Source organism: Sphingobacterium sp. BN32 (genome assembly GCF_030503615.1).
GTDB lineage: Bacteria > Bacteroidota > Bacteroidia > Sphingobacteriales > Sphingobacteriaceae > Sphingobacterium.
Genome location: NZ_CP129963.1, coordinates 2,310,026 through 2,336,102 on the forward strand (window position 1 = coordinate 2,310,026; position 26,077 = coordinate 2,336,102).

The 26,077-nt window shown below is 40.8% G+C and carries 22 protein-coding genes; 4 read left to right on the forward strand and 18 right to left on the reverse strand.

Translation table 11 applies throughout. The features are described from left to right. Positions 1-37 precede the first annotated feature (37 nt). Positions 38-1,663, forward strand: coding sequence for an ABC-F family ATP-binding cassette domain-containing protein (locus QYC40_RS09685; protein ID WP_301990048.1), 1,626 nt, complete (start codon positions 38-40; stop codon positions 1,661-1,663). A gap of 415 nt (positions 1,664-2,078) precedes the next feature. Here the strand turns inward: QYC40_RS09685 and QYC40_RS09690 are convergent, their stop codons facing one another. From QYC40_RS09690 to QYC40_RS09730, 9 genes are all read right to left on the reverse strand, one after another. Next, the gene (locus QYC40_RS09690) at positions 2,079-2,801 is read right to left on the reverse strand and encodes an AAA family ATPase (protein WP_301990049.1); all 723 of its coding nucleotides are present in this window, start codon (positions 2,799-2,801) and stop codon (positions 2,079-2,081) included. A 47-nt stretch (positions 2,802-2,848) separates the two neighbouring features. Next, entirely contained in the window at positions 2,849-3,292 is a 444-nt protein-coding gene (locus QYC40_RS09695; RefSeq protein WP_301990050.1) for a GNAT family N-acetyltransferase, read from the reverse strand. Then, positions 3,271-3,816, reverse strand: a complete 546-nt coding sequence (locus tag QYC40_RS09700) for a GNAT family N-acetyltransferase (RefSeq protein WP_301990051.1) — start codon at positions 3,814-3,816, stop codon at positions 3,271-3,273. Before QYC40_RS09700 ends, QYC40_RS09695 begins: the two co-directional genes overlap by 22 nt. A 44-nt stretch (positions 3,817-3,860) precedes the next feature. Then, a complete protein-coding gene (locus QYC40_RS09705; RefSeq protein ID WP_301990052.1) occupies positions 3,861-7,517 on the reverse strand; it encodes a M1 family aminopeptidase in 3,657 nt (1,218 codons plus the stop codon). Further along, entirely contained in the window at positions 7,510-8,394 is an 885-nt protein-coding gene (locus tag QYC40_RS09710) for an ABC transporter ATP-binding protein (RefSeq protein ID WP_301990053.1), read from the reverse strand. Before QYC40_RS09710 ends, QYC40_RS09705 begins: the two co-directional genes overlap by 8 nt. A 514-nt stretch (positions 8,395-8,908) precedes the next feature. Further along, a complete protein-coding gene (locus tag QYC40_RS09715) occupies positions 8,909-9,709 on the reverse strand; it encodes a M48 family metallopeptidase (protein ID WP_301990054.1) in 801 nt (266 codons plus the stop codon). A gap of 72 nt (positions 9,710-9,781) precedes the next feature. Continuing rightward, positions 9,782-10,432 (reverse strand): glycerol-3-phosphate 1-O-acyltransferase PlsY, encoded by a 651-nt coding sequence (gene plsY / locus QYC40_RS09720; protein ID WP_301990055.1) that lies wholly within the window; start codon positions 10,430-10,432, stop codon positions 9,782-9,784. A gap of 13 nt (positions 10,433-10,445) precedes the next feature. After that, entirely contained in the window at positions 10,446-11,303 is an 858-nt protein-coding gene (gene nadC, locus QYC40_RS09725; protein WP_301990056.1) for a carboxylating nicotinate-nucleotide diphosphorylase, read from the reverse strand. A 72-nt stretch (positions 11,304-11,375) separates the two neighbouring features. Continuing rightward, positions 11,376-11,675: a DUF4783 domain-containing protein gene (locus QYC40_RS09730; RefSeq protein WP_301990057.1), complete on the reverse strand. Its 300-nt coding sequence runs from the start codon at positions 11,673-11,675 to the stop codon at positions 11,376-11,378. Between the two features lie 282 nt (positions 11,676-11,957). On the opposite strand from QYC40_RS09730, the gene gpmI reads away from it, so the two are divergent. Together gpmI and QYC40_RS09740 are read left to right on the forward strand one after the other, a co-directional pair. Next, positions 11,958-13,493: a 2,3-bisphosphoglycerate-independent phosphoglycerate mutase gene (gene gpmI / locus QYC40_RS09735; protein WP_301990058.1), complete on the forward strand. Its 1,536-nt coding sequence runs from the start codon at positions 11,958-11,960 to the stop codon at positions 13,491-13,493. After that, positions 13,477-14,055 carry a hypothetical protein gene (locus QYC40_RS09740; protein ID WP_301990059.1) on the forward strand — a complete coding sequence of 193 codons (579 nt, stop codon included), beginning with the start codon at positions 13,477-13,479 and terminating at the stop codon, positions 14,053-14,055. The genes gpmI and QYC40_RS09740 overlap by 17 nt, the downstream gene beginning before the upstream one ends. A gap of 100 nt (positions 14,056-14,155) precedes the next feature. Here the strand turns inward: QYC40_RS09740 and QYC40_RS09745 are convergent, their stop codons facing one another. The 3 genes from QYC40_RS09745 to QYC40_RS09755 are packed head-to-tail and all read right to left on the reverse strand — an operon-like array spanning position 14,156 to position 16,395. After that, positions 14,156-14,929: a TerC family protein gene (locus QYC40_RS09745; RefSeq protein WP_301990060.1), complete on the reverse strand. Its 774-nt coding sequence runs from the start codon at positions 14,927-14,929 to the stop codon at positions 14,156-14,158. 30 nt (positions 14,930-14,959) lie between these two features. Beyond that, the gene (locus QYC40_RS09750) at positions 14,960-15,490 is read right to left on the reverse strand and encodes an adenine phosphoribosyltransferase (RefSeq protein ID WP_301990061.1); all 531 of its coding nucleotides are present in this window, start codon (positions 15,488-15,490) and stop codon (positions 14,960-14,962) included. Continuing rightward, positions 15,487-16,395: a helix-hairpin-helix domain-containing protein gene (locus QYC40_RS09755; RefSeq protein ID WP_301990062.1), complete on the reverse strand. Its 909-nt coding sequence runs from the start codon at positions 16,393-16,395 to the stop codon at positions 15,487-15,489. The genes QYC40_RS09750 and QYC40_RS09755 overlap by 4 nt, the downstream gene beginning before the upstream one ends. Before the next feature lie 70 nt (positions 16,396-16,465). On the opposite strand from QYC40_RS09755, the gene QYC40_RS09760 reads away from it, so the two are divergent. Continuing rightward, the gene (locus tag QYC40_RS09760) at positions 16,466-17,074 is read left to right on the forward strand and encodes a polysaccharide deacetylase family protein (protein WP_301990063.1); all 609 of its coding nucleotides are present in this window, start codon (positions 16,466-16,468) and stop codon (positions 17,072-17,074) included. On the opposite strand, the gene QYC40_RS09765 is transcribed toward QYC40_RS09760, so the two are convergent. The 6 genes from QYC40_RS09765 to QYC40_RS09790 all read right to left on the reverse strand — a co-directional run bounded on the left by QYC40_RS09765 (position 17,071) and on the right by QYC40_RS09790 (position 26,047). Next, positions 17,071-17,889, reverse strand: a complete 819-nt coding sequence (locus QYC40_RS09765) for a DUF4249 domain-containing protein (RefSeq protein ID WP_301990064.1) — start codon at positions 17,887-17,889, stop codon at positions 17,071-17,073. The two genes, QYC40_RS09760 and QYC40_RS09765, sit on opposite strands and share 4 nt — an antisense overlap. A 3-nt stretch (positions 17,890-17,892) precedes the next feature. Continuing rightward, positions 17,893-20,223 carry a TonB-dependent receptor gene (locus tag QYC40_RS09770; RefSeq protein ID WP_301990065.1) on the reverse strand — a complete coding sequence of 777 codons (2,331 nt, stop codon included), beginning with the start codon at positions 20,221-20,223 and terminating at the stop codon, positions 17,893-17,895. 130 nt (positions 20,224-20,353) lie between these two features. After that, on the reverse strand, positions 20,354-21,178 hold the full coding sequence (locus QYC40_RS09775; protein ID WP_301990066.1) for an alpha/beta hydrolase family protein: 825 nt from the start codon (positions 21,176-21,178) through the stop codon (positions 20,354-20,356). Continuing rightward, positions 21,175-22,056 carry a hypothetical protein gene (locus QYC40_RS09780; RefSeq protein ID WP_301990068.1) on the reverse strand — a complete coding sequence of 294 codons (882 nt, stop codon included), beginning with the start codon at positions 22,054-22,056 and terminating at the stop codon, positions 21,175-21,177. The genes QYC40_RS09775 and QYC40_RS09780 overlap by 4 nt, the downstream gene beginning before the upstream one ends. A gap of 367 nt (positions 22,057-22,423) precedes the next feature. After that, entirely contained in the window at positions 22,424-23,077 is a 654-nt protein-coding gene (locus QYC40_RS09785; RefSeq protein ID WP_301990069.1) for a hypothetical protein, read from the reverse strand. Positions 23,078-23,122: 45 nt separating this feature from the next. Then, positions 23,123-26,047 (reverse strand): FAD-binding and (Fe-S)-binding domain-containing protein, encoded by a 2,925-nt coding sequence (locus QYC40_RS09790; RefSeq protein ID WP_301990070.1) that lies wholly within the window; start codon positions 26,045-26,047, stop codon positions 23,123-23,125. Between the last annotated feature and the right edge of the window lie 30 nt (positions 26,048-26,077).

Here is a 26,077-nt window from a genome sequence, read left to right on the forward strand (position 1 = left end):
CGTACACTAATCCAATCGAAAAGCGTATCTTTGCAGCATGATTAATGTATCAAATTTATCTCTTCGCTATGGAAAACGTATTCTATTCGAAGATGTCAACCTAAAATTTACTCCCGGAAATTGTTACGGTATTATTGGTGCCAATGGTGCTGGTAAATCTACATTCCTAAAAATCATATCAGGAGAAGTAGATCCAAGTACAGGATCAGTTTCTTTTACTCCAGGTGAGCGCATGTCCGTTCTTAACCAGAACCACTATGCATTCGACGAATTCTCAGTAATCCAAACAGTCATGATGGGTAACCAAGAGTTATTCAAAGTCATGAAAGAAAAGGATGAAATCTATATGAAAGATCCCTTTACGGATGCCGACGGAGAGCGTGCGGGTGAGTTAGAAAGTTTATTCGCAGAAATGGATGGCTGGAACGCGGAAAGCAATGCAGCAACCCTATTGAGCAACTTAGGAATCAAAGAAGAACAACACTATAAGCAAGTAAAGGAATTGGATGGTAATGAAAAGGTTCGTGTCCTATTAGCACAAGCACTTTTCGGTAACCCGGATATCCTGATTCTGGATGAGCCTACCAACGACTTGGACATCAATACCATTGCTTGGTTGGAAGATTTCCTTGCTTCTTACGAAGCGATCGTATTGGTCGTATCCCACGACCGTCACTTCTTAGATGCTGTATGTACGCACATTGTGGATATCGACTTCAGCAAGATGTCAATCTACTCTGGTAACTACACCTTCTGGTACGAGTCTTCTCAATTAGCATTGAAACAACGTGCTGATCAGAATAAGAAGATGGAAGATAAGGTTAAAGAACTACAGGAGTTTATCCGTCGCTTCTCGGCCAACGCTTCCAAATCGAAACAAGCAACTTCTCGTAAGAAAGCCTTGGACAAGATCAATATCGACGAGATCAAGCCTTCAAACAGAAAATACCCTGCTATCATGTTCAACATGATGGATAGAGAGCCTGGAGATCAAATCTTGAATGTCGAAGGATTAAGCAAAACCAAGAACGGTGAAGTTTATTTCAAAGACATCACATTTATGATGAATAAAGGTGATAAGATTGCTGTCCTTGCGGAAAACAACTTAGTGACCTCAGCATTCTACGATATCCTAACAGGCCGTGATCAAGACTATAAAGGTGAGTTCAAATGGGGCGTAACAATTACGCCAGCAGACATGCCTATAGACAACTCTGCGTTCTTCGACGGAAAGGATGAGAACCTCGTTGACTGGTTAAGAGACTACACTACGAAACCTGACGCTGATGAGCAATTCATCCGCGGATTCTTAGGTAAAATGTTATTCTCGGGTGAAGAGGTATTGAAGAAATGTTCAGTACTATCCGGTGGTGAGAAAATGCGTTGTATGTTCTCTCGTATGATGTTACAAGGAGCTAATTTCCTAATCTTCGACGAACCTACCAACCACTTGGACCTGGAATCCATTACCGCATTAAACAACGGTATGAACGATTTCAAAGGATCGATGCTGTTTACATCTCGTGACCACGAGTTGACCCAAACTGTGGCAAACCGCATCATTGAGCTTACTCCAAACGGAATCATCGACAAACTCATGACGTATGACGAATACATCAACTCCGATGCTGTAAAAGCACAACGCGAGCAAATGTACAAATAACAAAAAGGCGGTTCTTCGAACCGCCTTTTTTGTTATTTAGATGTTTGATTTAGATGTGAGATATTAGGTTTTAGATATCAGACACTGATCGTCGGAATGTATATTGTCTTGAACAGAAATAGTAGTTAGTAGTAAGTATTTAGTAGTTAGACCCATGACGCAAGATCCTGTCAATCCTTAAATCCTTTCTTTCCTGGTTCAAGATAGTACTTAGTAATAAGTACTTAGTATAAAGACCTATGGCGCTCAATATGTCCCTCATTTATACGGTATACCAATCATCCTGTCAATCCTAAAATCTTTCCTTTCCTGGTTCAAGACAAACCGTAATTCAAATGAGTTGTCTGAACAAGGAAAGGAAGGATGTAAGGATGACCATGATCGGGTCTAAAATCTAAAATCTAACGTCTTATACCTACTCAACAATTTTCTGATGCCTTCCTTCCAATGCGGCGATCAACTTCGCTTTTACAAGCGTGTAAGTATAATCCTTCGCTTCCGCGAAAGAGATATTATAGCGACGTTCAATCTGCTGCAATTCGCTTGGGAAACGCGCAAGCAACTTATTATAATAGGTATCCAATACTTCGTCGGATGGCATTTCAAAACTGATCTTTAACTGAAAACGACGAATCAGCGCAAAGTCTATGATGTCAATATGATTCGTTGCACAGATGAGCATAACTTGCTCGGGCAAATAATCTATCAGTTGGATCATGGTATTCACCAAACGGCGCATCTCGCCAACATCGTTCTCATCCTCGCCCCTCGCCTTTCCAATCTGATCAAACTCATCCAGAAATAGCACCGCCTTATCGCGGATTGCACGATCGAATACCTGCTTGATATTTTGGGAGGTCTCCCCAATTCTAGAATTAATGATATTGCTTAGGTTCAATACGATCAAGGGGCGTTCCACAGCATGGGCAATCGCCTTTGCCGTCGTTGTTTTCCCACAGCCGGAGCTGCCGAATAGCAAAACCTTATTGTTTACCGGGAGGCCATACTGTTGAAGATCTTCAACATATAACTGTTCTTTAATCAATTGCTCGATCTGCAATCGGTTTTCCTCGCTTAGGAAAACATCATTTAAATTAACTGGTTCTTTATCCTTAATAATAAGGTCTTGAATATTCATGTTTTATGGGGACTCAAACTTTTATAAAGCCCAAAAATACGAAATACTTAATCGATAACTAAGAGAAGAACCGGATAATCTTTACCCAGAGAATCCTTCTCCGTACGCGAAGCGACCTTAAATCCCTGCTTTTGATAGAATGCAACCGCCTGCTCATTCTGCTCATTTACATCCACAGAATTTACACCAAGCACTTCAACAGCATAACCCAACAGTTGCTTCCCAATTCCACAGCCGCGAACCGCATCATGCACGAACAACATTTCTAAATGCTGCTCATTTACTGCCATAAATCCGAGAATAGTCTCCGCTCGAAAAACATAGATCTTCAACAGAGGCAGATATTCGTTCGGAATCGCATCTTTGAAAAACAGAAAGTCCTCCTCTGCCAAAAAATCATGAGTAGCTTTTACAGCAGATTCCCATATATCAACCAATACCTGATAATCATTCGACTCGTATCGCTCGATTAACCCTCTAAGTTCTGCCAATTGCTTTTATCAATTAAGTAAACAAAATTCTTCTTCACGCCCTCTCCATAATAGGCCACTTCCTTCTCATCAATCTTAATAGCACCCAGGCGCTCGATGGAAATCTGCGAACGTAAGTTCTCCGCTCCAATATGGAAAAGGACTTTCGAAACATAGGGAAAAATGTAGGTTAGCATCATGCGCTTCACAGCATGATTTGCCCCCGAACCCCAGTAGTTCGTTGCATAGAATGTATAGCCTATATGGATGCTATCATTCTCGGGCTCTCTATCGTAAAATCGCGTGCAGCCAATAACCGCCATACTATCCTTATCGATAACTTTGAAGGCGCCACCACTATTTAGTGCACCTTCAAAGAAATTCGTAAAGACATCACGACGCCATCGGTCTTTATTCGGATGCTGCTCCCAAACTTTAGGATCCGAAGCAACGGTATATAGTTCTTCGAAATCATCCGCTTGTAAAGGAAGTAGCAAATAATGGTCATGCTCCAGCACAGGTTGTAAGTTCACAATCTTATCCATGGCTCTCTGGTTTTTGCTGTTTACCAAAGGTAAAGAACAATCAATTAAAATGTATGACGATTGTCATTAGAATCTGTATCGATCAATTTATTATAAGGGTCTACCCCTACCGCAATAGGCTTCTCATTAACAACAAAAGTCAAACGGTTTTTAATACGATCTACTTTAACCCGCTTTTCTAAAAGCGCATGCTCATGCTCATACTTCCCTTCTTTCTTCGGTGAACCGAAAATCGCGATATCAACGTAATCGCGCAAAGGCAGGGATTCCACAGTGCGCTTATCGCTATCTTTCATCTTCTCCGAAAGCTTCGCCCCCTTCACATCCTCATAGCTACGCTTTCCCTTCTCATCCGTGCGATATTTCGAAACCTTAAAGTCCATGCTCACCTCATATTTACCATCTTTGAGCGGCTTAACGCTGGCATTTTCGATGGCGTTATCATATAGCGTCACTGTTTCGTACATGTCTTTGATCAAGTATTGCAACGAATCTGGCGTGTGCTTTCTGAGTACATCCACAAACTCGATTGAAGTCGTATAAGGTGGATTTTGAAAAGCTGTCTTTGCAATATATTCCTTTAACATGCCGCTGAATGCATTTTCTCCTAAATAGTCACTCATCGCATACATCACCAACGAACCTTTATTATAATGAATGTATTGTTGATTTTCATTAAACATCAACGGATTCTCCTTCAATTGTTCACTCGCACGCCCCATTAAATATTGGTCCAAAGCATCCTTCAAAAACTTACGCATCTGTCCTTTGCCGTAGGTGTGCTCCAACACTTTCAAGGAACTATATTCAGCTAAAGATTCCGACATCATGGTAGCCCCCTTCACATTTGCCCCAATCACCTGATGCGCCCACCATTGATGCGCAAACTCATGTGCTACGACCGAATACGGATAATCTACTGCATTTGGATTTTCATCGTCTACTTTTGCAATAAAACCGATGCTCTCGGAAAATGGAACCGTATTCGCAAAAGCTTGTGCAAACGTACCGTGCGTACTAGGAAACTCAATAATACGCAACTGATTGAACTGATATGGACTGAAATTCGACTCGTAATATCCTAACGATTTCTTAATCGAAGCCATCATACGTTCCAGATTATACTCATGTCCTTTATGATAGTAAATCTCCATATTCTTGCCGTTCATTTTTTCCTTCTTCACCTCATATTTCGCCGAAATAAACGAGTAAAAGTTAAGGATAGGGCTATCCATTTTATAATGGAAGTACTTCTTTCCATTCTCCTCCCATTCCTTCTGCAAGTATCCTGGCGCAATCGCTATCTGATCAGGACTCGTACTTACGATCGCTTCAAAGTCAATCCAATCGGCATCTTTCGAGATATAGGTATTCCCCAATTTGCTGCTGTCGCGCGGGTCGGCCATACGATCGCGTGGCGCCAATTTATACTTCTCACGAACCCTATTGTCAACAAGCTCTACACCATCTTCGTATGCCAAAGATGGAAAAACGGAGTTGTTAAAGAATGTCCCATTTTCCAATATCAAGGAACGATCCATCAAGAATGTATTCGAAAGGCTAGTAAGTTGATACTTAATTTTCAAACTATCACCAGGCATCAAAGGCTCCTGCAAATGATAGATATTGACTTCCAAAATACTATCCTTCACCGTATTTTTAATCTTACGATCCAAATTAACAATCGTCTTCACGGATCCATTAAATCGCATAAACATCGAATCGATAGGCTGCGCCGTTTTATTCACATAGATAAAATCGCCCTCTGCCTGAAGATGACGGTCTTTCGGGGCTATATCGACCTTCGCAAATACGCTCACCAATCGTGGCATAGGCAAATCTTGGAAATGCCTGTATTTTTTCTCATAATCTACCTGCTGCAACTCTTTTTCTTTGTTGGAATAGCGCGTCGAAACGACATTGTTTACATAGTATATCGCATATCCTAATCCGACGAAAGCAATCAACGACAGTAACGCTGGAATTACGATAGGCGCCTTAAAACGCAGAGCAAATTGTTGCAATCTATCTTTCACGTTCGAGATGATACCGCGACGCCAGAACAATAAAGTCAAGGCAAATAAGACAGCGGTAAACAACAACCAATATAATCGATAATATAAATAATGACGGATATCGGCATAGCCATTCATATCCGAATATTGATAGCTAGCGCCGTTATTGAATTTATAAATCGCCTGCTCAACACCAATCTTGGAAAGAAACGGAATACCTAAAACAATGATTAGACAAACGATAAACCCGACGAAGTAATTACGGAAGAAGCCATGTATAAATAAAGCAAAACCTATCAATACCACATATTTCAAGTAGTCCAGGATAAACAATTCGTACAGGTAATGTCCAATCTCGAACTTGAAATAGCCATTATATATTTGATAGATTATACCGGTCAGCATGCTGATGATGAGGACAGCAATCGTCATCTTCATTAAAGCAATAAATTTGGAACTCAATAATACCCAGTTAGGAACGGATGTCGAGTCGATCAGCAATTTCATATTACTCTGTTGATCACGCTGTATAAGCATTCCCGCAAACAGCAAGATCATGATCACGAGGAAGAAACTGTATATTCCACCCATCGTTTGCAGGACCTGCCAGGTAACCGGATAAGTCACCGTTCCATATAGCATTCCCCCAACAGACATCACCGCCAATACAAATAAAGCAGCTATCAGCAACAGGATGATGAAGGTCCAGTTCTTAACCACATATTTGAAATCGATGTGGCTCAATCGCCAGCTCAGTTTTAAATTGCTGAAAAAAGAATGCGATATCCCGACTTTTGGCAAATCAATCTTAATAATACTACCGAAGTTATTCTTCGTAACGCGCTCAGAAGACTTTGAACGTGTGAAGCTAATGCCCAATTGCGAGAAGGAAAACTTGTAATAGACCAAACCTAAGATCAGCACTGCCAAACCCGACCAAATAAGGCGGTTATAGAGCATTACGCCCGTCATCGGTAATAAGTTATTGTTCTGTTCTTCAACGCTCCAATACTTTGTATAATAGGTAATTGGCTGGAAACCAAACGGATCTAACAGCGCAACCAAATAGCGGTTATCGGCATCTCGAGTAGCAATATCAAGCACCGACTGCAATAACAACAGAAGCAGCACAAAGACAAAGCCAACGTATATGTTCCTGCTGAAGGTAACCAAAGCAAAAATAATGCTCCCGAACAATAGAAAGTTTGGTAATACAACCAATAGAAAACCGCTGAAATAAGCGTCCAAACGATTTGGCCCCAACATGCTCTGATCGATTCCGGGATGAAATTGAGCCATGTAATAGCCTAATATTGTCAGGATCGCCACAAAACTGACAACCAATAATGCGCTCAGGAACTTCGCCGACAGATAACTTAATTTGTCGAGCGGATATGAAAATAATAGGTTATGTACGTGATACAGATAGTCTCTATACACCGCCGCGCCGATAATGGTCGGCAACAGGAAATAAATCAGCGTAGAAAAACTATTGAAGAATCCCGCGATATTTAATGGCGAATTGACATATACAGGAGTCGATGTCGTTGCAGAAACAGCGTCGAAAGCACCCAATGCAGCGATCGTCGTAAAATAGGCTAAAGCAAAATAAATAACGCAATAGACATAGAAAACAGGCTGTTTAAACCAGCGTGTTACTTCGAAAGTAAAGATGGTACTAAACATTGACGCTATCGTTTTTAAGGGCTACAAAATAAACATCTTCTAGGATAGGACTCACCGAGCGGAAAGATTCGTCGGGCTGCACATCGCTCATCACACGGATATTGAGCGTATTGTCCTGATTATAGTTCGAAGAGATGATATTATGGGTTGCGTTGGCAGCATCAAACTCGCTACGTTCAACGCGCTTCGTCCAGATCTTACCATTCAACTGCTCCTCGCCTTGTTGCGATGAGCCCCGGAACAGCACACGACCACCATTCATGATCGCCAATTCGTGGCATAACTCACGAACATCATCCACAATGTGAGTCGAGAAGATAACCGTATGCTGCGCCCCGATCTCGCGAAGAACATTTAAAAATCGATGCCGCTCTGCAGGATCTAATCCCGCCGTCGGCTCATCAACAATAATTAATTTCGGATTATTCAACAACATCTGCGCAATACCGAAACGTTGTTTCATACCACCAGAATAGCCGCTTACGCTCTTTTTGCGCACGTCGTAAAGATTGGTGACCTGCAACACTTCCGTAACGATCTTTTGGCGATCGGCTTTAGCGCTGATTCCTTTCAGATTAGCAAAATAGTTCAACAGTTCCTCGGCGGATAAGTTAGGATAAACTCCAAATTCCTGTGGCAAATATCCCAAAACGCGACGTAACGCATTCTTATCGCTCAATATATCGATGTCCCCAAAAGTAATATCTCCAGAATCTGGTGTTTGTAAAGTGGCGATAGTACGCATCAGCGATGATTTCCCCGCACCATTTGGACCCAATAAACCAAACATACCCGGCCCTATCGTCAAATTAACATTATCTAGCGCTTTCACGCCGTTACCATAAGTTTTGTTTAAATTACTAATCGTTAAGTTCATGTTGTTTGTTGTTATATTAGGTTAGTCGCCTTTAAAGCAAAAATGTAACAATAAAAATTAAAATAAATAATTTTCAAACAGCATCAAATAGAATAACCAATAAACCCAAGAATATAACCCGAACTTACCATCCTCAAGTCATAGCCTTTCTTATCCCATATCACAACCCTTTCAAAGCCCTTTCCGAAGGGTTCTGAAAGGGCTTTGAAAGGGTTATGAAAGGGTTATACATTGGGTTTGACTTGTACTAGTATTTAGTAGGTAGTACTTAGTAGTTAGTAGTTAGTATTTAGACCTAGGGCGTCCTATATGGCGTTGGGGATTTTGTTTTTCTATGTCCGCTAGAATCTATTTGACGCTAGTAATGTTTCGTCTGAACCAGGAAAGGAAGGATTTAAGGAAGAAGCAGGATGTTTCGCCATAGGTCTTAATACTAAGTACTAAATACTAAATACTATAGGCAAAAAAAAGGAGCCCCGTTAGGGAGCTCCTTTTTTAGTATATACTAGTTTGTTTATTTCTTATAATACTTCATTACCTCTGGAATCATCGCTTGCAATTGCGCAATACGACGAGCATCGCTAGGGTGAGTACTTAACCACTCTGGTGGGTTTCCTGACTTACCTTGTGCCATTCTTTCCCAGAATTTGATTGACTCATTTGGATCATAACCCGCCATTGCCATCAGAATAAGACCGGCTTTATCAGCTGCTAATTCGTCGTTTCTGGAGAATCGTAATGAGCCTACTTGGTAGCCAATACCATACAATTGGTTAAAGATACCGATGTATTTGCTGTTAGACATTGCACCTGCAGCACCTAAAATCTGTGCACCGTATTGTGCTGCCATAGCATTTGAATACTGAGAAACAGAGTGTTCTTCGATTGCGTGTGCAATCTCATGTCCCATAACTGTTGCTAGTCCAGCATCATTTTTCGCTACCGGAAGGATACCAGTATAAACTGCCACTTTACCGCCTGGCATACACCATGCATTGACATCCGGGCTCTCGATCAAGTTAAACTCCCAGTTGAAGTTAAATTTGTCTGCAATTCCCAATTGTTTTAAGTACTGGTTTGCAGCCACAGCGATATTGCTACCGACACGCTTAACCTGGGTTGCAGCAGCCGTACCTGTAACTACTTTCGAGTTGTTTTTGCTTAAAAAGTCTTTATAGGCAAGTGCAGCTTGATCATTAATCTGTTGAGAATCTACCAATTTTAGGTATTTACGACCAGTGATTGCTGATGTCGCACATCCTGCAATCGAAGCCCCCAACATTAACATGGCCGTATATTTAAAAATTCTTTTCATAAACGTTGTTATTAAGTTTACTCAATACAAATAATGTTTTACAAAGATTAAACAAAACTTGTACCCAAAAGTTTAACCGGATGATTTTTTCTTGAATAAAAATATTTTAGACTCCTTGCCTTTGAGTAGGCGTTCGATGTTTTTCTGATGAGTGACTAAAATCAACGCGCAGATTGCAATGCCATACAATAAAACCGAAGGTACGGTGGTCTTAAAAATGAAAGCAATACTAAATGGAAAAGTAAATCCCGCTAAGATGGATCCTAGCGAAACGTAGTGGAATATAAATAATACGAGTAGGAAGACCGTGACACAGCATAGGGCTGCGGGCCAATGTATTGCCAAGACCATCCCAAATAATGTAGCCACGCCTTTACCGCCACGGAAACCAGCAAATATCGGAAACAAGTGTCCTAATACAGCTATTACGCCTAGGGCAAGCTGGAAATTTACAAATTGTGGGGCATCGTGATTACCCACCACGCTACTATCTAATAAATAAGGTAAATTAGTTGCTGTCCAGCCCTTTAGGATGTCGACAAACATCACCACGGAGCCTGCTTTTTTTCCGAGAACACGAAATGTATTGGTGGCCCCTGCATTCCCACTACCATACTCACGTACATCAACACCATAGAATGCTTGTCCAAACCAAACCGCGGTAGGGATCGATCCGAATAAATATGCTAATATGACTATTCCTACGAGATAGATTGAAATCATATACAGCAATTTACTAAATAAGTTTTGCTTTTAAGCTCAAATCCAGACTTTTAACCGAGTGAGTTAAAGCTCCAACAGAGATGAAATCAACTCCTTGTTTTGCGTATTCTGCGATCGTATCGAGGGTGATTCCACCAGAAGCTTCAGTAACCAATTGACCGTTTACAAGGTCAACGGCTTCCTTCACTTGTGTCGGCGTAAAGTTGTCGAACATAACACGATCTACTTTACCGATAGCAATAACTTCTTTCAACTCGTCAAAGTTGCGCACTTCTACTTCGATAGGTATGTTTAAGTTATGCTCGCGCTTATACGATAAGGCCGAATTAACAGCGGCTGTAATGCCACCAGCATAGTCAACATGATTGTCTTTGATGAGAATCATATCATACAACGCGAAGCGATGGTTTACCCCTCCCCCTAACTCTACAGCTTTCTTTTCTAAGAAACGCAGTAAAGGCGTTGTTTTGCGCGTGTCTAGAACGCGAGCTTTGGTCCCCGCGATTGCTGCCACATACTTTGCCGTTTGTGTTGCAATTCCAGACATACGTTGCATGACATTGAGAACCAATCGTTCTCCTTTGAGTATAGTATGGATAGCTCCTCTCAAGCGAAATGCGATATCTCCGTATTTCACCGTATCACCATCCTTTAAAAGTATTTCGAAATGTAAATTGGGATCAATGGCTAAAAATATTTCCTTAGCTACCTCAATACCGGCAATAATCCCCGATTCCTTAACTAATAGCTGAGCTTCACCTTGCTTTGATTCGTCAATAGTAGAAAGAGTGGTATAGTCTCCTGGCCCAACGTCCTCTTTTATTGCTTCTTCAACAAATTGCAATAGCTTTTCTTTAAATTCTTTCTCCATTTATTAATGTAAAATTAAGCGAAGATGAATAAAAATTACTTTAAATAAAAGATAAATCCAATAAAATGTATGTTATTCTATTCTAAGTTCAGCAATTTGAGTCTCTCCCGAGATTTGGCTAAGCTTCGTAAAAACCCGGTAGGTTCCGACCGACGTTTTTAATTGGTAAACGATATAAAAACTGTTATTGCTTTGCGAAGTTCTTTGCACCTGTTTGATCTCTGAGGTCTTATTGCTTTGAAAAAAATCACTTAGCAACATCTCGGCCTGAAATTTTGAATAATAGCCACCATCGCTCTTAATAGACAAAGAAACATTCGATCCGAAATAGTTCGAAATCGCTTTTGCATTGTTCGATTTAAAAGCTTCCATTATCTCATTTCCAACGTCGTTATAATACGCGCTGAATGACAATAATGGCAAAATAAGAAGGGCATAGCATAAAAATAATAATGGTCTGCAGCTTATTTTTAAATGATGTATCATGACTCTAAAAACTCCAATGATCGGAACTTCTCTAAAAATATCAAAGTTTATCGCTCTAAAATTCCAATTTTTACAACCAAAACTATGCCAAGGATAATTATTTTTAACAAAATCTAAGCTTAACCATCATAATTATACTTTTCGCTGCATTAATATTATATTTGTGTAATGAGTTCTGATCAAAAAAGAGTAGCATTATTAATCCTGGATGGATTAGGCTACGGAAAAGAAGACAATTCAAACGCTGTATTAGCTGCAAAAACTCCATACCTAGACTACTTACTAGCAACTTATCCAAATTCTAAACTGGAGGCATCTGGTGAAGCCGTAGGTTTACCTGCAGGACAGATGGGTAATTCGGAGGTTGGACATATGAATTTAGGTGCCGGACGCACGGTTTACCAGGAGTTGGGGCGCATTAATAAAGCTGCAAACGAAGGGATATTCAATTCAGATTTAACATTAGAGCGGGCATTCGATTACGCCAAAGAAAATAATAAGAAAGTACATTTCATTGGATTGCTATCTGATGGCGGGGTGCACTCCCATATTCTACACTTGAAAGCGCTTTGCGATGCTGCAAGGAATGCGGAGCTCGGTAATGATCAGGTTTTCATCCATGCTTTCTTAGATGGTCGTGATACCGATCCGAATGGCGGTGTTGGCTATATGCGAGAGCTCAATCAGCATTTAGTATCCTCCGTCGGCACTGTCGCTTCGGCGATCGGCCGTTATTATGCCATGGACCGTGATAATCGCTGGGAGCGGGTAAAAGAAGCCTACGACTTACTGACAAAAGGATTAGGAACTCCGTCAACTGATATGATCGCTTCGATCGAAACTTCTTATGCCAATGATGTAACGGATGAATTCGTGAAGCCAATCGTTATGGTAAAACCAGACGGCACCCCTATCGCAACGATAGAAAATGGCGACGTGGTGATTTGCTATAACTTCCGGACAGACCGTGGCCGAGAGATCACGATCGCATTAACTCAACAGGAATTCCCGGAATATGATATGCATCCATTGGATTTATATTATGTGACGATGACTTCATACGACGATACTTTCAAAGGCGTTAAAGTGATCTTCCAAAAGGATAATTTAACAAAGACCTTGGGAGAAACATTATCGGCTCAGCACAAGACACAGGTTCGCATCGCGGAAACCGAAAAGTATCCGCATGTGACTTTCTTTTTCTCCGGAGGACGCGAAGAGCAGTTTGAAGGAGAATCTCGCATCTTGATCCCTTCGCCGAAGGTTGCAACTTATGATCTGCAACCAGAAATGAGCGCGCAAGGCATCGCAGACGCTATCTGCGAAGATATGGTAGTAAATCACCCTGATTTCATCTGTTTAAATTTTGCCAATCCAGACATGGTAGGTCATACGGGCGTTTTTGAAGCAGTAGTGAAAGCTGTAGAGAAAGTGGATAGTATGACCAAGCAGGTAGTTGATCAGGGTCTTAGAGAAGGATATTCGTTTATTATTCTTGCCGATCATGGTAATTCGGAATATATGTTGAATGAGGACGGCTCTGTGAATACGGCACATACGACAAACTTGGTACCTTGTATTCTAATCGATAGTGAGTATAAGCATATTAAGAATGGGAAACTGGGAGATGTAGCTCCTACAGTTCTGAAGATGATGAACTTGGAGATTCCTTTAGAAATGAACGGGGATGTATTGGTATACTAAGAACTTATCGAAAAAACTTGTATTATTCGCAGGTCTAGCCTTAGGCTTACACGCGTGTTCCTCTCCTGAAGTTGAGAAAAAGTCAGAACAGAAGGCACAAGCATATTTTGATATTCCTAGTTTCATACAACAGGAAATAGACTCGCTAAAACAAGCAAATCCAACAGTAAATAAAACCGTAACGAAGGATAAAGAGGAGGAGACTAAGGATTTGAAGATAAAAGATTGGGATAATGAATTCTCAAGTTTTAAAGCGATTGATCTCAATAAGCCAGCATATGCGGGTTTTATCGAGTTAGACACTGTAGATTCGGTTATTGAATATAACTTTACTAATCCCGACCTAGATCTCGCTTGCGTTAGAATTGCATTTAACGAGGAAGGAAAGGTTAAGATGTTGAGCGTGGATAAGCATGTGAAAAACACTTTATATCAGACTTCTGAGTTCTTAGTATATGAAAAGGGTAATTTCTATATTGTAGAAAAGAACCAGAACGTGCGCGTGATGGGAGAAAACTATTATAAAGTGCAAGGAAACTTAAAAGCAGATAAAGCTTTATAAGAAAAGTAAAATCAGTGCGAACCAGATGTTTCCCTCCGAGGAATCTGATAAATAGGCATAAAAAAAGGACCATCCAATGTTATTGGATGGTCCTTTTTTTTTAATTGTTTTTCCCTTTTTCTAACTGTTCCAATGCTTTTTTCTCTGCACGGATATTTAAGAATTCAACGAGTACGGAGAATGCCATAGCGAAATAGATATAGCCTTTCGGAATATGCTGATCGAACGCTTCTGCAGTAAGCGAGACACCAATCAATAATAAGAAGGCTAATGCGAGCATCTTAACCGATGGATAATCATTCACAAACTTGGAAATACTCTCCGCTGATAGCAACATGATTCCCACTGCAACAATAACAGCCGCTATCATTACTCCAATCTGATCTACCATTCCAACAGCGGTAATAACGGAGTCTAAGGAGAAAACTAAATCGAGTATGATAATCTGAATAATTACGCTGGAGAAAGTAACGGTCTTGCTTCTTCCAGAACTCGCTTCGATATGACCTTCCACTTTATGATGAATCTCCGTAGTGGCTTTATATATCAAGAATAATCCACCTATGAACAAGATGAGGTCTCGTCCGGACAATGTCAAATAGCGATGCCATTGTGGATCCTCAATCCCTAGAGTATCGGCAAGGTTTAAGAATGGCTCGGTTAAGCCCATAATCCATTTAATCGAGAATAATAGACCAACCCGCATAACGAGTGCTAATAACAAACCAATCTGACGAGCTTTTTTCTGTTGCTCTACAGGTAATTTTGCACTTTGAATCGAGATAAAGACAATATTGTCAATACCCAATACGATTTCAAGAATTGTTAGTGTTAAAAAAGATATCCAGATGTTTGGATCCAGCAGCCATTCCATAGATAACGTTTAGACGTTGTAATGTTAGTGTTATTGATAACCGATTAAAGATATAATATTTTCATTAAAACGTGTTAATCGACCTGCACTTTGTAGAAAATCTAAACTGATGACAAATGTATAACCTGCAACCACCCCTCCTACTTTTTCAATCAACTTACTAGCGGCTACTACCGTTCCGCCCGTTGCCAAAAGGTCATCATGTAAGAGAACTCTAGTTCCCGCGGGAAAAGCATCCTCATGCATTTCGATGGTTGCTTGTCCATACTCTAACTTGTAAGACTCAGAGACTGTATGATATGGAAGCTTGCCCTGCTTGCGAATAGGTATAAAAGGTTTGTTCAAATGTTGGGCTAATAAGAATCCGAAAAGAAAGCCTCGGCTTTCAATACCAGCAATAACATCAAAATCGATGTTGTCCAAACGACGTGCAAACTCTTGAACAGCCAATTCAACAAGCTCCGCATGTTGAAGTAATGGTGTGATGTCTTTAAATACAATACCTGGTTTAGGGAAATCCGGAATATCGCGTATTACCGCTTTAAGTTGATCTTCTATCATCTGAAATCTATATAGATTTCAATTTTACGAAAAAAAGCCTCATCGAGAGAAAGAATCTTTTTTAAATCTTCCATCGACTTAAAAGGACCATGATGTTCTCTAAAGTTTACCATTGTCCTCGCCTGCTTGTAAGAGATATAAGGGTGTTTTGCCAAGGCATTGACATCCAATTCGTTTATTCTCAGCTTTACAATCGATGCTTTATCTACCTGTACATGTTTTTTGATGTGGAGATAGGTTTCCTCGGGTAGACCATAAACTTCGCTTAACTGCTCGGTCGAATGGAAACCACCAAGTGAGTTTCTAAAATTGACAATCCGCCTGGAAAAGGCCGGGCCAATCCCACGAAGCTGAGTCAACTCCGCACTATCCGCCGAGTTGAGATTAATACGCAGCGATTCATAAGAATTGGAGTAGGGTTTGGTTGCCATTGGTCTTTCAAAAATCGTTTCTTTGAATGGTCTTTCGGCAATTCTAACGTAGGGTAAAAGACGAGCCACATCCTCATCAGATAAACTGTAAAGTTTTGCAATATCCTCCGGTTTTCGAAAATGTCCTCCTTTAGCCTCATAGTTATGAATCACTCTAATCTGTCGCTCCGATAAACCCAATCGCATCCAATCTTCTACTGATAAGTCGTTAGGATCAAAATAGAAATAGGAAACTGTGGGTCTAATTTTATTCGCTTCTCGCTGTTTCCTTCTTTCAGGACGTCCGGGTCGGACTTCCGGATTCGCAACAAGGTCTTCTGCCAGCATTCGGACTTCAGGAGACACTTTCTTCTCTCTGGGAAGTACATCATATATAAAAGTGCTGAATAAAACGAGAGCAATGAATACCGCCATTATGGAAAAACCAATCTGTTCTTCTCTACGCATTCGGAAGTAAGCGAATAATCTGTTCATCTTCTTATTGAATAATTGGATGGATAATTAAATCTTGATAAATTTGCCAATATTAAAGTAGTCTATCAACATGCATTTTGTCCGTCCGCTTTTCATTCTTCCTTACCTTTACCCAAATGCAGTTTGGAGGCAAAAAGAGGAAAAAGATAATATATTCTTAACCTTTGACGACGGCCCAATTCCCGAGATCACCCCATGGATTCTTGATTGCCTAAAAGAGAAAAATGTAAAAGCTTGTTTTTTCTGTGTGGCAGATAATGTTCGCAAGCATCCGGACATCTTCCAACGTATTCTAGATGAAGGACATCAGGTTGGCAATCATACCTTCAACCACTTAAAAGGTTGGAATACGGATGACGCCATTTATTTGGAAAATATAGAAAAAGCTGATCAACTGATTAGTAGCCACTTATTCCGTCCACCCTATGGTAGAATTAAAAAGTCACAACTTAGGGCGGTTGCCAAGAAGTATAAGGTTATTATGTGGGATGTACTTACAGGAGATTACGATAATCGAATTAGTCCGTCGCAATGCCTTAAAAACGCAGTCAACTACACAAGACGAGGAAGCATCATCGTCTTTCACGACAATATTAAAGCCATTGAGAATGTTCAGTATGCTCTTCCTAGAGCAATTGATCAACTACAAAGTAAGGGATTTAATTTCGCTAGCTTTTAATCCTCCAAGCTAGCGGAGTCGTCAATCTCAACAACAAATTCTTTTACTCCAGCTACCGAGAAATAGCCTAGAGCACCATTACTGATGTTGGAGGTAGGATTAGCTGGTGATGCACTTCCTGGATTGGTTGACTGATACTCCGACCAGTATTTATAAACATCCTTTGCAATACAGTAACGACGGACGCGGACTTTATCGCCGTTTTCTATCTCCGCATTTCTGCCACCTATTTGATGCGTAACATGTAAACCATCATTAAACTTATCCGAATAGGCAGAGTTGAATTGCATGGGAGTGGAATTATCTCCCGCACTTTGAATCTCAACATTATACTTATAATAGTTTTCTACGCCTTCTGGATCATCAAAGCACAGATTAACAAAATAGTAATCTTCATTGAAGATATTCTCCTTCGTAACTTTGACAGAGTCTACTTCGACATAGTTCGGCATGCGCGTCTTCGAGCTATAAGTTTGTCCATCCACCGAAACATTTAGTGTGTATTCTTGTTGCGCAATGACGCCCATGTTGCTATGCGAATAACGTCCTCCACCAATAGATTCAAAATTATAGGTTCTACCTGAAGATGTTACGACACTGACCACAGCGTTATCAACGGGTTCAAAAGCTCGGTTCTCATCAAAAGCGACTGTCCTAGAGACCACAATCTCCTGATTCCTATCGAAGTTATTCAAATCCGCTTCTATCACAACTTTCGCATTTGCGGTATTCAAATCTACATCAATCTTCTCTTCGCAAGAAGCGAAACTAAGTACAATTAGAATTGACAATAAGTATATCTGTATGCTTCGCATCTTTTAAAATTTAAAGTTCCAAGTAACTGAAGGGATGATTCCGAACAATGCAATCTTATAGGCTTCCGTCACATTAGGATTTTGTTCATTCTCTCTAAAATCAATGATATAAGCATTCTTTCGGTTATACACATTGTAAATTCCGAAAGACCAGCTTGAATTAAAACGCTTGTTTTCCTTGTTCGGTTCATAATTGGCCGACAAATCCAAACGATGGTAATTCGGCATCCTGTAGCCGTTTCTTTCGGTATAATAGAACATTGTCGTCCCATCGATCTGATACTTTCCACTTGGGAAAGTGATCGCATTTCCGGTATTAAATACAAAGGTTGCTCCTAAGTTCCAACTTTTAGATAATTGATACATTCCTACGACCGACACATCGTGTGTTCTATCCTGTCGCGCTGCAAACCAGTTGCCATCGTTAATACCATCAAACTGTCGTTCGCTACGTCCCAAAGTGTAAGATATCCAACCATTCAGCTTTCCTTTATTCTTACGCACAAGAAACTCAACCCCATACGATCTTCCAATTCCAAACAACAGCTCCCCTTCCAGGTATTTGTTCGCTTGCAAATCGGCTCCATTTCTAAAATCTATCTGATTATCCATGAACTTATAGAAGGTTTCTACGGAAAGCTCATATGCATCATTGTTCAAGTTACGGAAGTAACCCAAAGCTACTTGATCAGCAATTTGCGGTTTGATGTTTAAGCTACTCAACACATATTGATCGGTCGGAAGACTCGAAGTTGTGTTTGTCAGCTGATGTAGATTCTGTGCAATGCGGTTATAGCTGGCTTTGATACTATTTTGGGGATTTAAGATGTAGGCCATCGACGCTCGTGGCTCCAAATTGAAATGATGCTTAATAATCGAGCTGCCATACAGCGCTTCATCCGTCGGCTCGCCATCTTGATCAAAGGAATAGAAAGTACCAGGCCCCAACACCATGAAATCGTTCAAACGAAGTCCATAAATAAGTGACAATTGTTCAAACGGCTTCCACTCATGGGAAACATAGGCAGCAGCTTCAATTCCTTGACGCTTCTCGATATTAATAGAATTCACCGCCGACTCACTGCTGGCGTTTAAACTAGCCGGTAGGACTTGCTGGCGCAACACATTCAATCCAAACTTTAAAGTATTGTTGTTGGAGGAATAATAAGAGAAATCCTGCTTCAGGTTCCAATTTCTAATCTTTGAGGCTATCTTAAAATCCGAATCATCATTATTGACTTTCACATTATAGGTAAAATCACTATAAATCATAGTGGTATTGCTGAATAGCTTTTCATTAAAAATATGATTCCAGCGAACGGTAGCAGTTGCATTTCCCCAGTCGAAACCAAACAGATCACCATATCCTAATTCATCCTTCCCGAAATAACCAGAAAGGTAAACTGTATTCCGCTCATTGAGCTTATAGTTCATCTTTGCGTTCAGATCATAGAAATACAAGCGACTTTTCTTCACAGTCTCATCTTTGGAAGCTTTCAGGAACATATCAGCATAGGTTCTGCGCCCGCTTAACATGAATGAACTCTTATCTTTAACGATTGGCCCTTCAAGTTTTAATCTCGATGCGATCAAACCTATTCCACCTTCGGCTGCAAACTTTTTATTGTTTCCATCCAACATGGAGATATCCATGACAGAAGAAATTCTCCCGCCGTATTGCGCAGGAATTCCACCTTTGTAAAGATTAACATCCTTTATCGCATCGGAGTTGAATGTAGAAAAAAAGCCAAGCAAATGAGATGCATTATATACGGTCGCTTCATCCAGTAAGATCAGGTTCTGATCGCCTGCGCCACCTCGAACGTAAAAGTTAGAACTTCCTTCACCACCGGAGGCAACCCCTGGCATCAACTGAATAGTCTTCAAGATATCTTTCTCTCCAAATAGAATCGGAACATTCTTCAGTTCCTCCATGGTAAACTTCAAGTTACCCATTTGCGGACTCGCTACATTTTCATTCTGACGCTTCCCGGAAACAACAACTTCCTCGATTGTCGTGGAGTTGTCGTTCAGCTCAAAGTCTAGCTTCCTATTCTCTGTAAGCGTAATGGATTGTGAAATACCGTTATAGCCTATATAGGATACCTCGATTAGATGCTCGCCAGCGGGCAGGGTAATGGAATAGAAACCATAATTATTGGAGTAGCCGCTAACATTTGCGTCTTGAATGCGAATTAAAGCGCCTATTAATGTTTCGCCCGAATTAACGTCTTTTATAATTCCACTTAAGGTAATTTTCTCTTGTCCAAAGGTCGATAAAACACTCAACAGGCATACTAAGAGGAATGTGCACTTTTTATAGTCGATCAGCATATATAGCGGCAGCTTTAAAATCCTCGACTAAAATAGAAAAGCCAAGCTGTTATTCAAAATCGCTAATGCAAGTTTAACTTCCTTATTAATATTCTGTTTTCCTGAAAAAATAAGATGCTTTATCCGACTATTACTTTTTAATTGGTTCGCTGGGTTTATGAAACACATCATTGAAGAAAGCCATCTGATAATGAATTGATTTACTCCAGTAGTCCCAATTATGGGCACCAGGCATGGTCAGATAGCGGTGTGGAATATTCATATACTGCAGCTTCTCGTGCAACTTCTCATTAACCCCGAAAAAGAAGTCATCTACGCCGCAATCGATGAAAATTTCCAGCGATTTAGGCTTTATCAAATGTGTCATCTCCATGACGGTATGTTGATTCCATTTCTCTGGATTTTCTGCATAACTGCCTAAACGCGCAGCCATCTCCCAATTATTTGGGAAGGGACGGATATCGACACCTCCCGCCGTACTGCCCACCACAGAAAAGACATCCTGATGACGTATCGCTAAATACAAAGCTCCATGTCCACCCATACTCAATCCTGAAATACCGCGCTTCGCACGGTCTTTGGCAGTGTTATATTTTCCATCAATATGGTTCACCAATTCTTTGCTGACGAAGGTTTCATACTGATAATCTTTTTTTCCTGCAATATCCCAATACCAAGATCCATAGCCTCCATCCGGACAAACAACCATGAAACCAAATTGATCAACTAATTCTTTCAAGGCCGGCACCTTGTTTACCCAATTGCTGTAGTCGCCAGAATAGCCATGCAAAAGATACAGCACAGGCATGTCCTTCCCCCCGTTATCCGGGCTAATAACAACTGTCTTAATGCTTTTGCCCATCGCAGCGCTATGCACCGACAAAGTATCGACTTTCGCAGCAAAGCTGAACGAGAATCCAAGAAGAAAGAATAGAATAGTAAACTTTATTTTCATGGTTTAGTGTATTTGTATTGATAAAGATAAGCATCTAATCCAAAAGGACGTTCACTGATCGTGACAAATGTAAATGGGCTATGGTCGAATGCGATTGCTTCCCCTTGTGGCTCAACAGTATAACTTACTTTTTGGAAGGGACTTCTTAAACTATTAATTATCGAACCTTTAGTTTTCCTGTCCCAATAGAACACCTGCGTTAAATTCTTCACGATAATCGCATCGCCATGCTCAGAAATATCTGCGGCAGTCACAAAGGTAAAAGGGAACTCCATCTCCTTGCGCAATATATATCGATCCTTTTTTGATTTGAAAATATCAGCGCTGTACAGCGTTGAATAGAAATCGCGTTTACTGATCAGATAGAAACGTTGATCCATTGGGTCTACAAAAATGGCTTCCGCATCCCGCGCTTTATCCGGATAATTTAATACAATCGTTCGAATCGCTTTGGAAGCAATCGTGTCCTTAGTCACTCCAGCCTCCATCAGGGGCTCCTCGAAATAGTAGAGCTTTATCTCTTCACGCTTCGCTAAATTGTCTCCAATATCCGCAAGAAGGATATAATTTTTCCCATTTTCTCTAACCCAAGCAATATCTTCTACATCCCTCGCATCAATGCCTTCCAAATGAAATTCACAAGACATCTTCGCAACGCTATCGATTAAGAAGACCCTGCCAGTGTCACCGCTGTCATTATGCACCCAATACTTCCCCGGATATGTTCGCGAAGCAACAATACCTGAAATCTCACCCAATGCTGGATGATCTGCCTTGCCCAATGCTGTTCGAACAACCCCTATCTCCTGTGCCGATAAATTCAAGACGGTACTGGTGAACAGTAAAAATAGCATGATGGAAGTGAAGGAATTTCTCATTCTCGTAAAATTAGTAAAACCAAGCGCAGATAAGCAAGCAAAATTTCTCGCCCAATTATCTATCGTCATGGACCAACCTCGCCATTTTATCATGATGTCAAAGAACTTCATAAGCCTGTTCCTCCCGGAATGGTCTAAAGCAAATGCAATTACATTACTGATAACTTTCAATTGGAATAAATTTTATAATTCAAAACTACATTATTTTCCTTGCAGGGGATATTAAATAAACATAAAGAATTTGAGAGGCCTATTTTATAGGACAGTACGATATTTCTTTCAAATTAGAGAAAAAGCACTCGAAGTTTCTGAAATGAAACAAAAAAAGCACCCACGGGGTGCTTTCAATTCTTTATTTGACTCTCCTTTACTTTCCAGTCAACGCATTAAAAAACGCGGAACGGAACGTAGAATCTTTTTCAGTCAGTTCAAATGACTTTTTATAGTTATCGACTACTGCAAAAAACTCCGCCGGCTCCCCATTCGCCTGATCAAAGAATAATTTGAAATTATAGGATTTCGATTTACTTAGATCCACAGGTTCATTATTTGAGGAGAATACCATGGGCGATATCGCCCTGTCCGTCATCGGACCGCCAGCCTGCATACCGTAAAGATCACCTACCGCTTTCATGAAATTATCAGAAACAGGTCCTAAACTCGAAATACGTAGCGACCCCACTCTAAACCCTTTGTCATTATCAGGCGTATTTTGCGCTGTAATTCCTGCTTCGATATTTTTTAATACTTCCAGTTTAAAACCAACGGTATCATTGTTATAAAGCGATTTTGCATCATAAACAACAGAGGAATCCGTCTGTCCGACCTCATTCATATTGAAATAAAAATGTAGAGGAGCTCCCTTGGGATCATTTGTCAGCTGATTTAAGGAACTAGCAGAAGAGCTGGTCGAGGTAGCTGTAGAATCTGCCGATGAGCCTTCTGATTTATTCGCATTTCCACAAGCAGCTAAGCCGACAACAGTAGATGCTAATAAACAATAGCTTAATATCTTTTTCATAATCTCTCTTTTTCTATTATAACAGCTTAATATACAAAAAGTTTCTTACTTGTTAACTAACGCATTGTACATAATCTCAACCGGGTGGTAGGATTTACGATTCACACCATCTTTAATTTGATGCCTACATGAGGTCCCTGCTGCTGCGATTATATACTCCGCCCCCGTTTTACGTAAAGTCGGAAATAAGACCAATTCAGCTACTTTCTGCGAAACCTCAAAATGTTCTTTCTCATAACCAAAAGATCCAGCCATACCGCAACAACCCGATGGAATCACTTCCACTTCAAAGTTCGTTGGCAAGGACAATAATTGTTTCGTGTAGTCTACTAATTTAAATGCCTTTTGATAACAATGCCCATGCAGCTTGATCTTTTGTTTATCCGCAGTGAACTGCTCCGCATGAATTCTTCCTGCCCTTATTTCTTTCACAAGAAATTCGTCTATCATCAGCGCATGCTTCGCCAAATTGACTGCTTTGATTTTATTTTCCGAATCGACAAGATCCACATATTCATCGCGGAACGTAATAATCGCAGAGGGCTCAATACCCAATAAAGGAGTTTCTTCGCTAATCAAATCGGCCAACATATCGACGTTCTTGTTTGCAAGTTCCTTCGCTTTCTTCACGAAACCTTTCGACAGAAATGTTCGCCCGCTCTCTAGATGTTTTGGAACAACAACCTCGTAACCTAGCGCGGTCAATAATTTATAAGCCGTAATACCAATCTCGGTATCATTATATTCTGTAAACTCGTCGCTAAATAAGTAAACTTTCCTTTTTTGTTTTGCAGGCTCCTGTTTCTTCACCCACGCACTTAACGTCGTACCGTGCACTTTTGGTAGGGAACGATTAGGCGCAAAGCCGACAACGGATTTGATGATTCCCGACGTAATCTGATTTGTTGCGAAGAAATTATAAATCGGAGCAACATAGGAACCTAGCTTCTGCGACTGCGTAAAATTTGCAATTAACTTAGAACGGAAGCTCGCTCCATTCGAATCATAATAATGCTGTAAGAACTCCGCTTTCATCTTCGCGATATCCACACTCGATGGACACTCCGTTTTACAGCCTTTACAGCTCAAACACAGGTCCATCACCTCTTTCAATTCTTCGTGATCAAAGCGATTTTCCTTATTGGAGTTCGTCAAAAACTGACGTAGCATATTGGCTCTCGCACGCGTGGTATCTTTTTCATCGCGCGTAGCCATAAACGATGGACACATCGTGCCACCGGTAATTTCTGTTTTTCTGCAATCCCCCGATCCCGAGCATTTCTCTGCTAGACGTAAAATGCTTTCGTTTTGTGTAAAGTCGAAATAAGTGTTGATGTCTTTCCCATCGCGAACTTGATCATAGCGCAGATGCGTATCCATCGGAGGCGTGTCCACAATCTTCTTGGCATTGAAGATACGATGTGGATCAAATGCATGCTTTACCTGCAACAAAAGCTGGTAGACCTGCTCACCCAATACCTTGCCAATAAATTCGCCGCGCAAACGACCATCCCCATGCTCGCCGCTTAAGGATCCATTATATTTCAACACCAAGTCGGTCGTTTTTTCTAAGATGGAACGAAATTGTCGTCTTCCTTCTACCGATTTTAAGTTGATGAAAGGCTCGATATGCAGCTCACCAGCACCAGCATGCGCATAGTACGAGGCATGCACCTGCTCTTCAGCCAACAGCTTTTGGATATCCGCAACATAATCCGGTAAATCCTCCGGCGAAACTGCGCAATCCTCAATCAAATTGACCGGTTGATTATCACCCGGTAGGTTCCTGATCAAGCCTAAACCAGCTTTACGCACATCCCACACTAAGTTACACTGTGCTGAACCTGTAATCAACGGATAGGCATATCCTAATTGAGCTGTTTGCAATGCTATTTTTAATGCTTCGGCCTTTCGCTCAATTTCTTCAATACTATCGGCACGGAACTCCACAATCAATAGCGCCTGTGGGTCGCCTTCAATAAAAAATCGGTTATACTGGTAAGTTGGATGGCCAACAGTAAAATCTAAAATATATTTATCGACAAGCTCAGATGCTTCAGGATGGTACTTTAATGCCAGCGCATTCCCACGCATACATTCAACCAGGTCGTTAAAATGAACACATAGCAAACCAATCTCTTTGGGAGGTAAAGGCATCAATTTAATCTTCGCCTCTGTAATGATTCCGATGGTTCCTTCAGAACCCGCCAACAAGCGACAAAAATTAAAGGGTTGGCTATTGTCCAATAAACTATCTAAAGCATAGCCGGTATTCCTACGCGTAATTTCACTCTTCGGGTATCCTGCAACAATCGCGTCACGATTCGCTTTATCCGTTAATATCCCGTTGATTTCTCTATAAATCTCTCCCTCCCTAGTCTTCAGGGCTAGCTTGCCAAAGAATTCAGCATCCGTTAGCTCCTTAAACTCCACCAGATTTGCGTCGTCCAGTAGCACTTGCGCCGCTAAGAGATTCTCGCGCGTGTCGCCCCATACAATCGAGTGCAATCCGGAAGAATTATTTCCAATCATCCCACCAATCATCGCTCGGCTTGCGGTCGATGTCTCCGGCCCAAACATTAAACCATAAGAATGCAGGTATGCATTCAGATCATCACGGATAACACCTGGTTGCACGCGCGCCCACTGTTCCTCCACGTTCACCTCTAAAATCTGATTGAAATATCTGGAAACATCGACAACAATCCCCGACCCGACAACCTGTCCTGCAAGGGAAGTCCCCGCGGTACGCGGAATTAACGTAGTATGATGCTGCTTCGCATACTGAATCAGTTTTTGTAAATCGTTAATATCATGTGGAATGCAAACCGCAAGCGGCAATTCCTGATAAACTGATGCATCAGTGGAATAGGCAAGGCGCATCGTCTGATGTTCTACATTGCTGGCATCAAAGAATAAATCTCCTGAAAGAGACTCAGATAAGGATAATAAACTTGAAATTTCCGACACGACTGTATAGATTGAAAACACTAAATTACG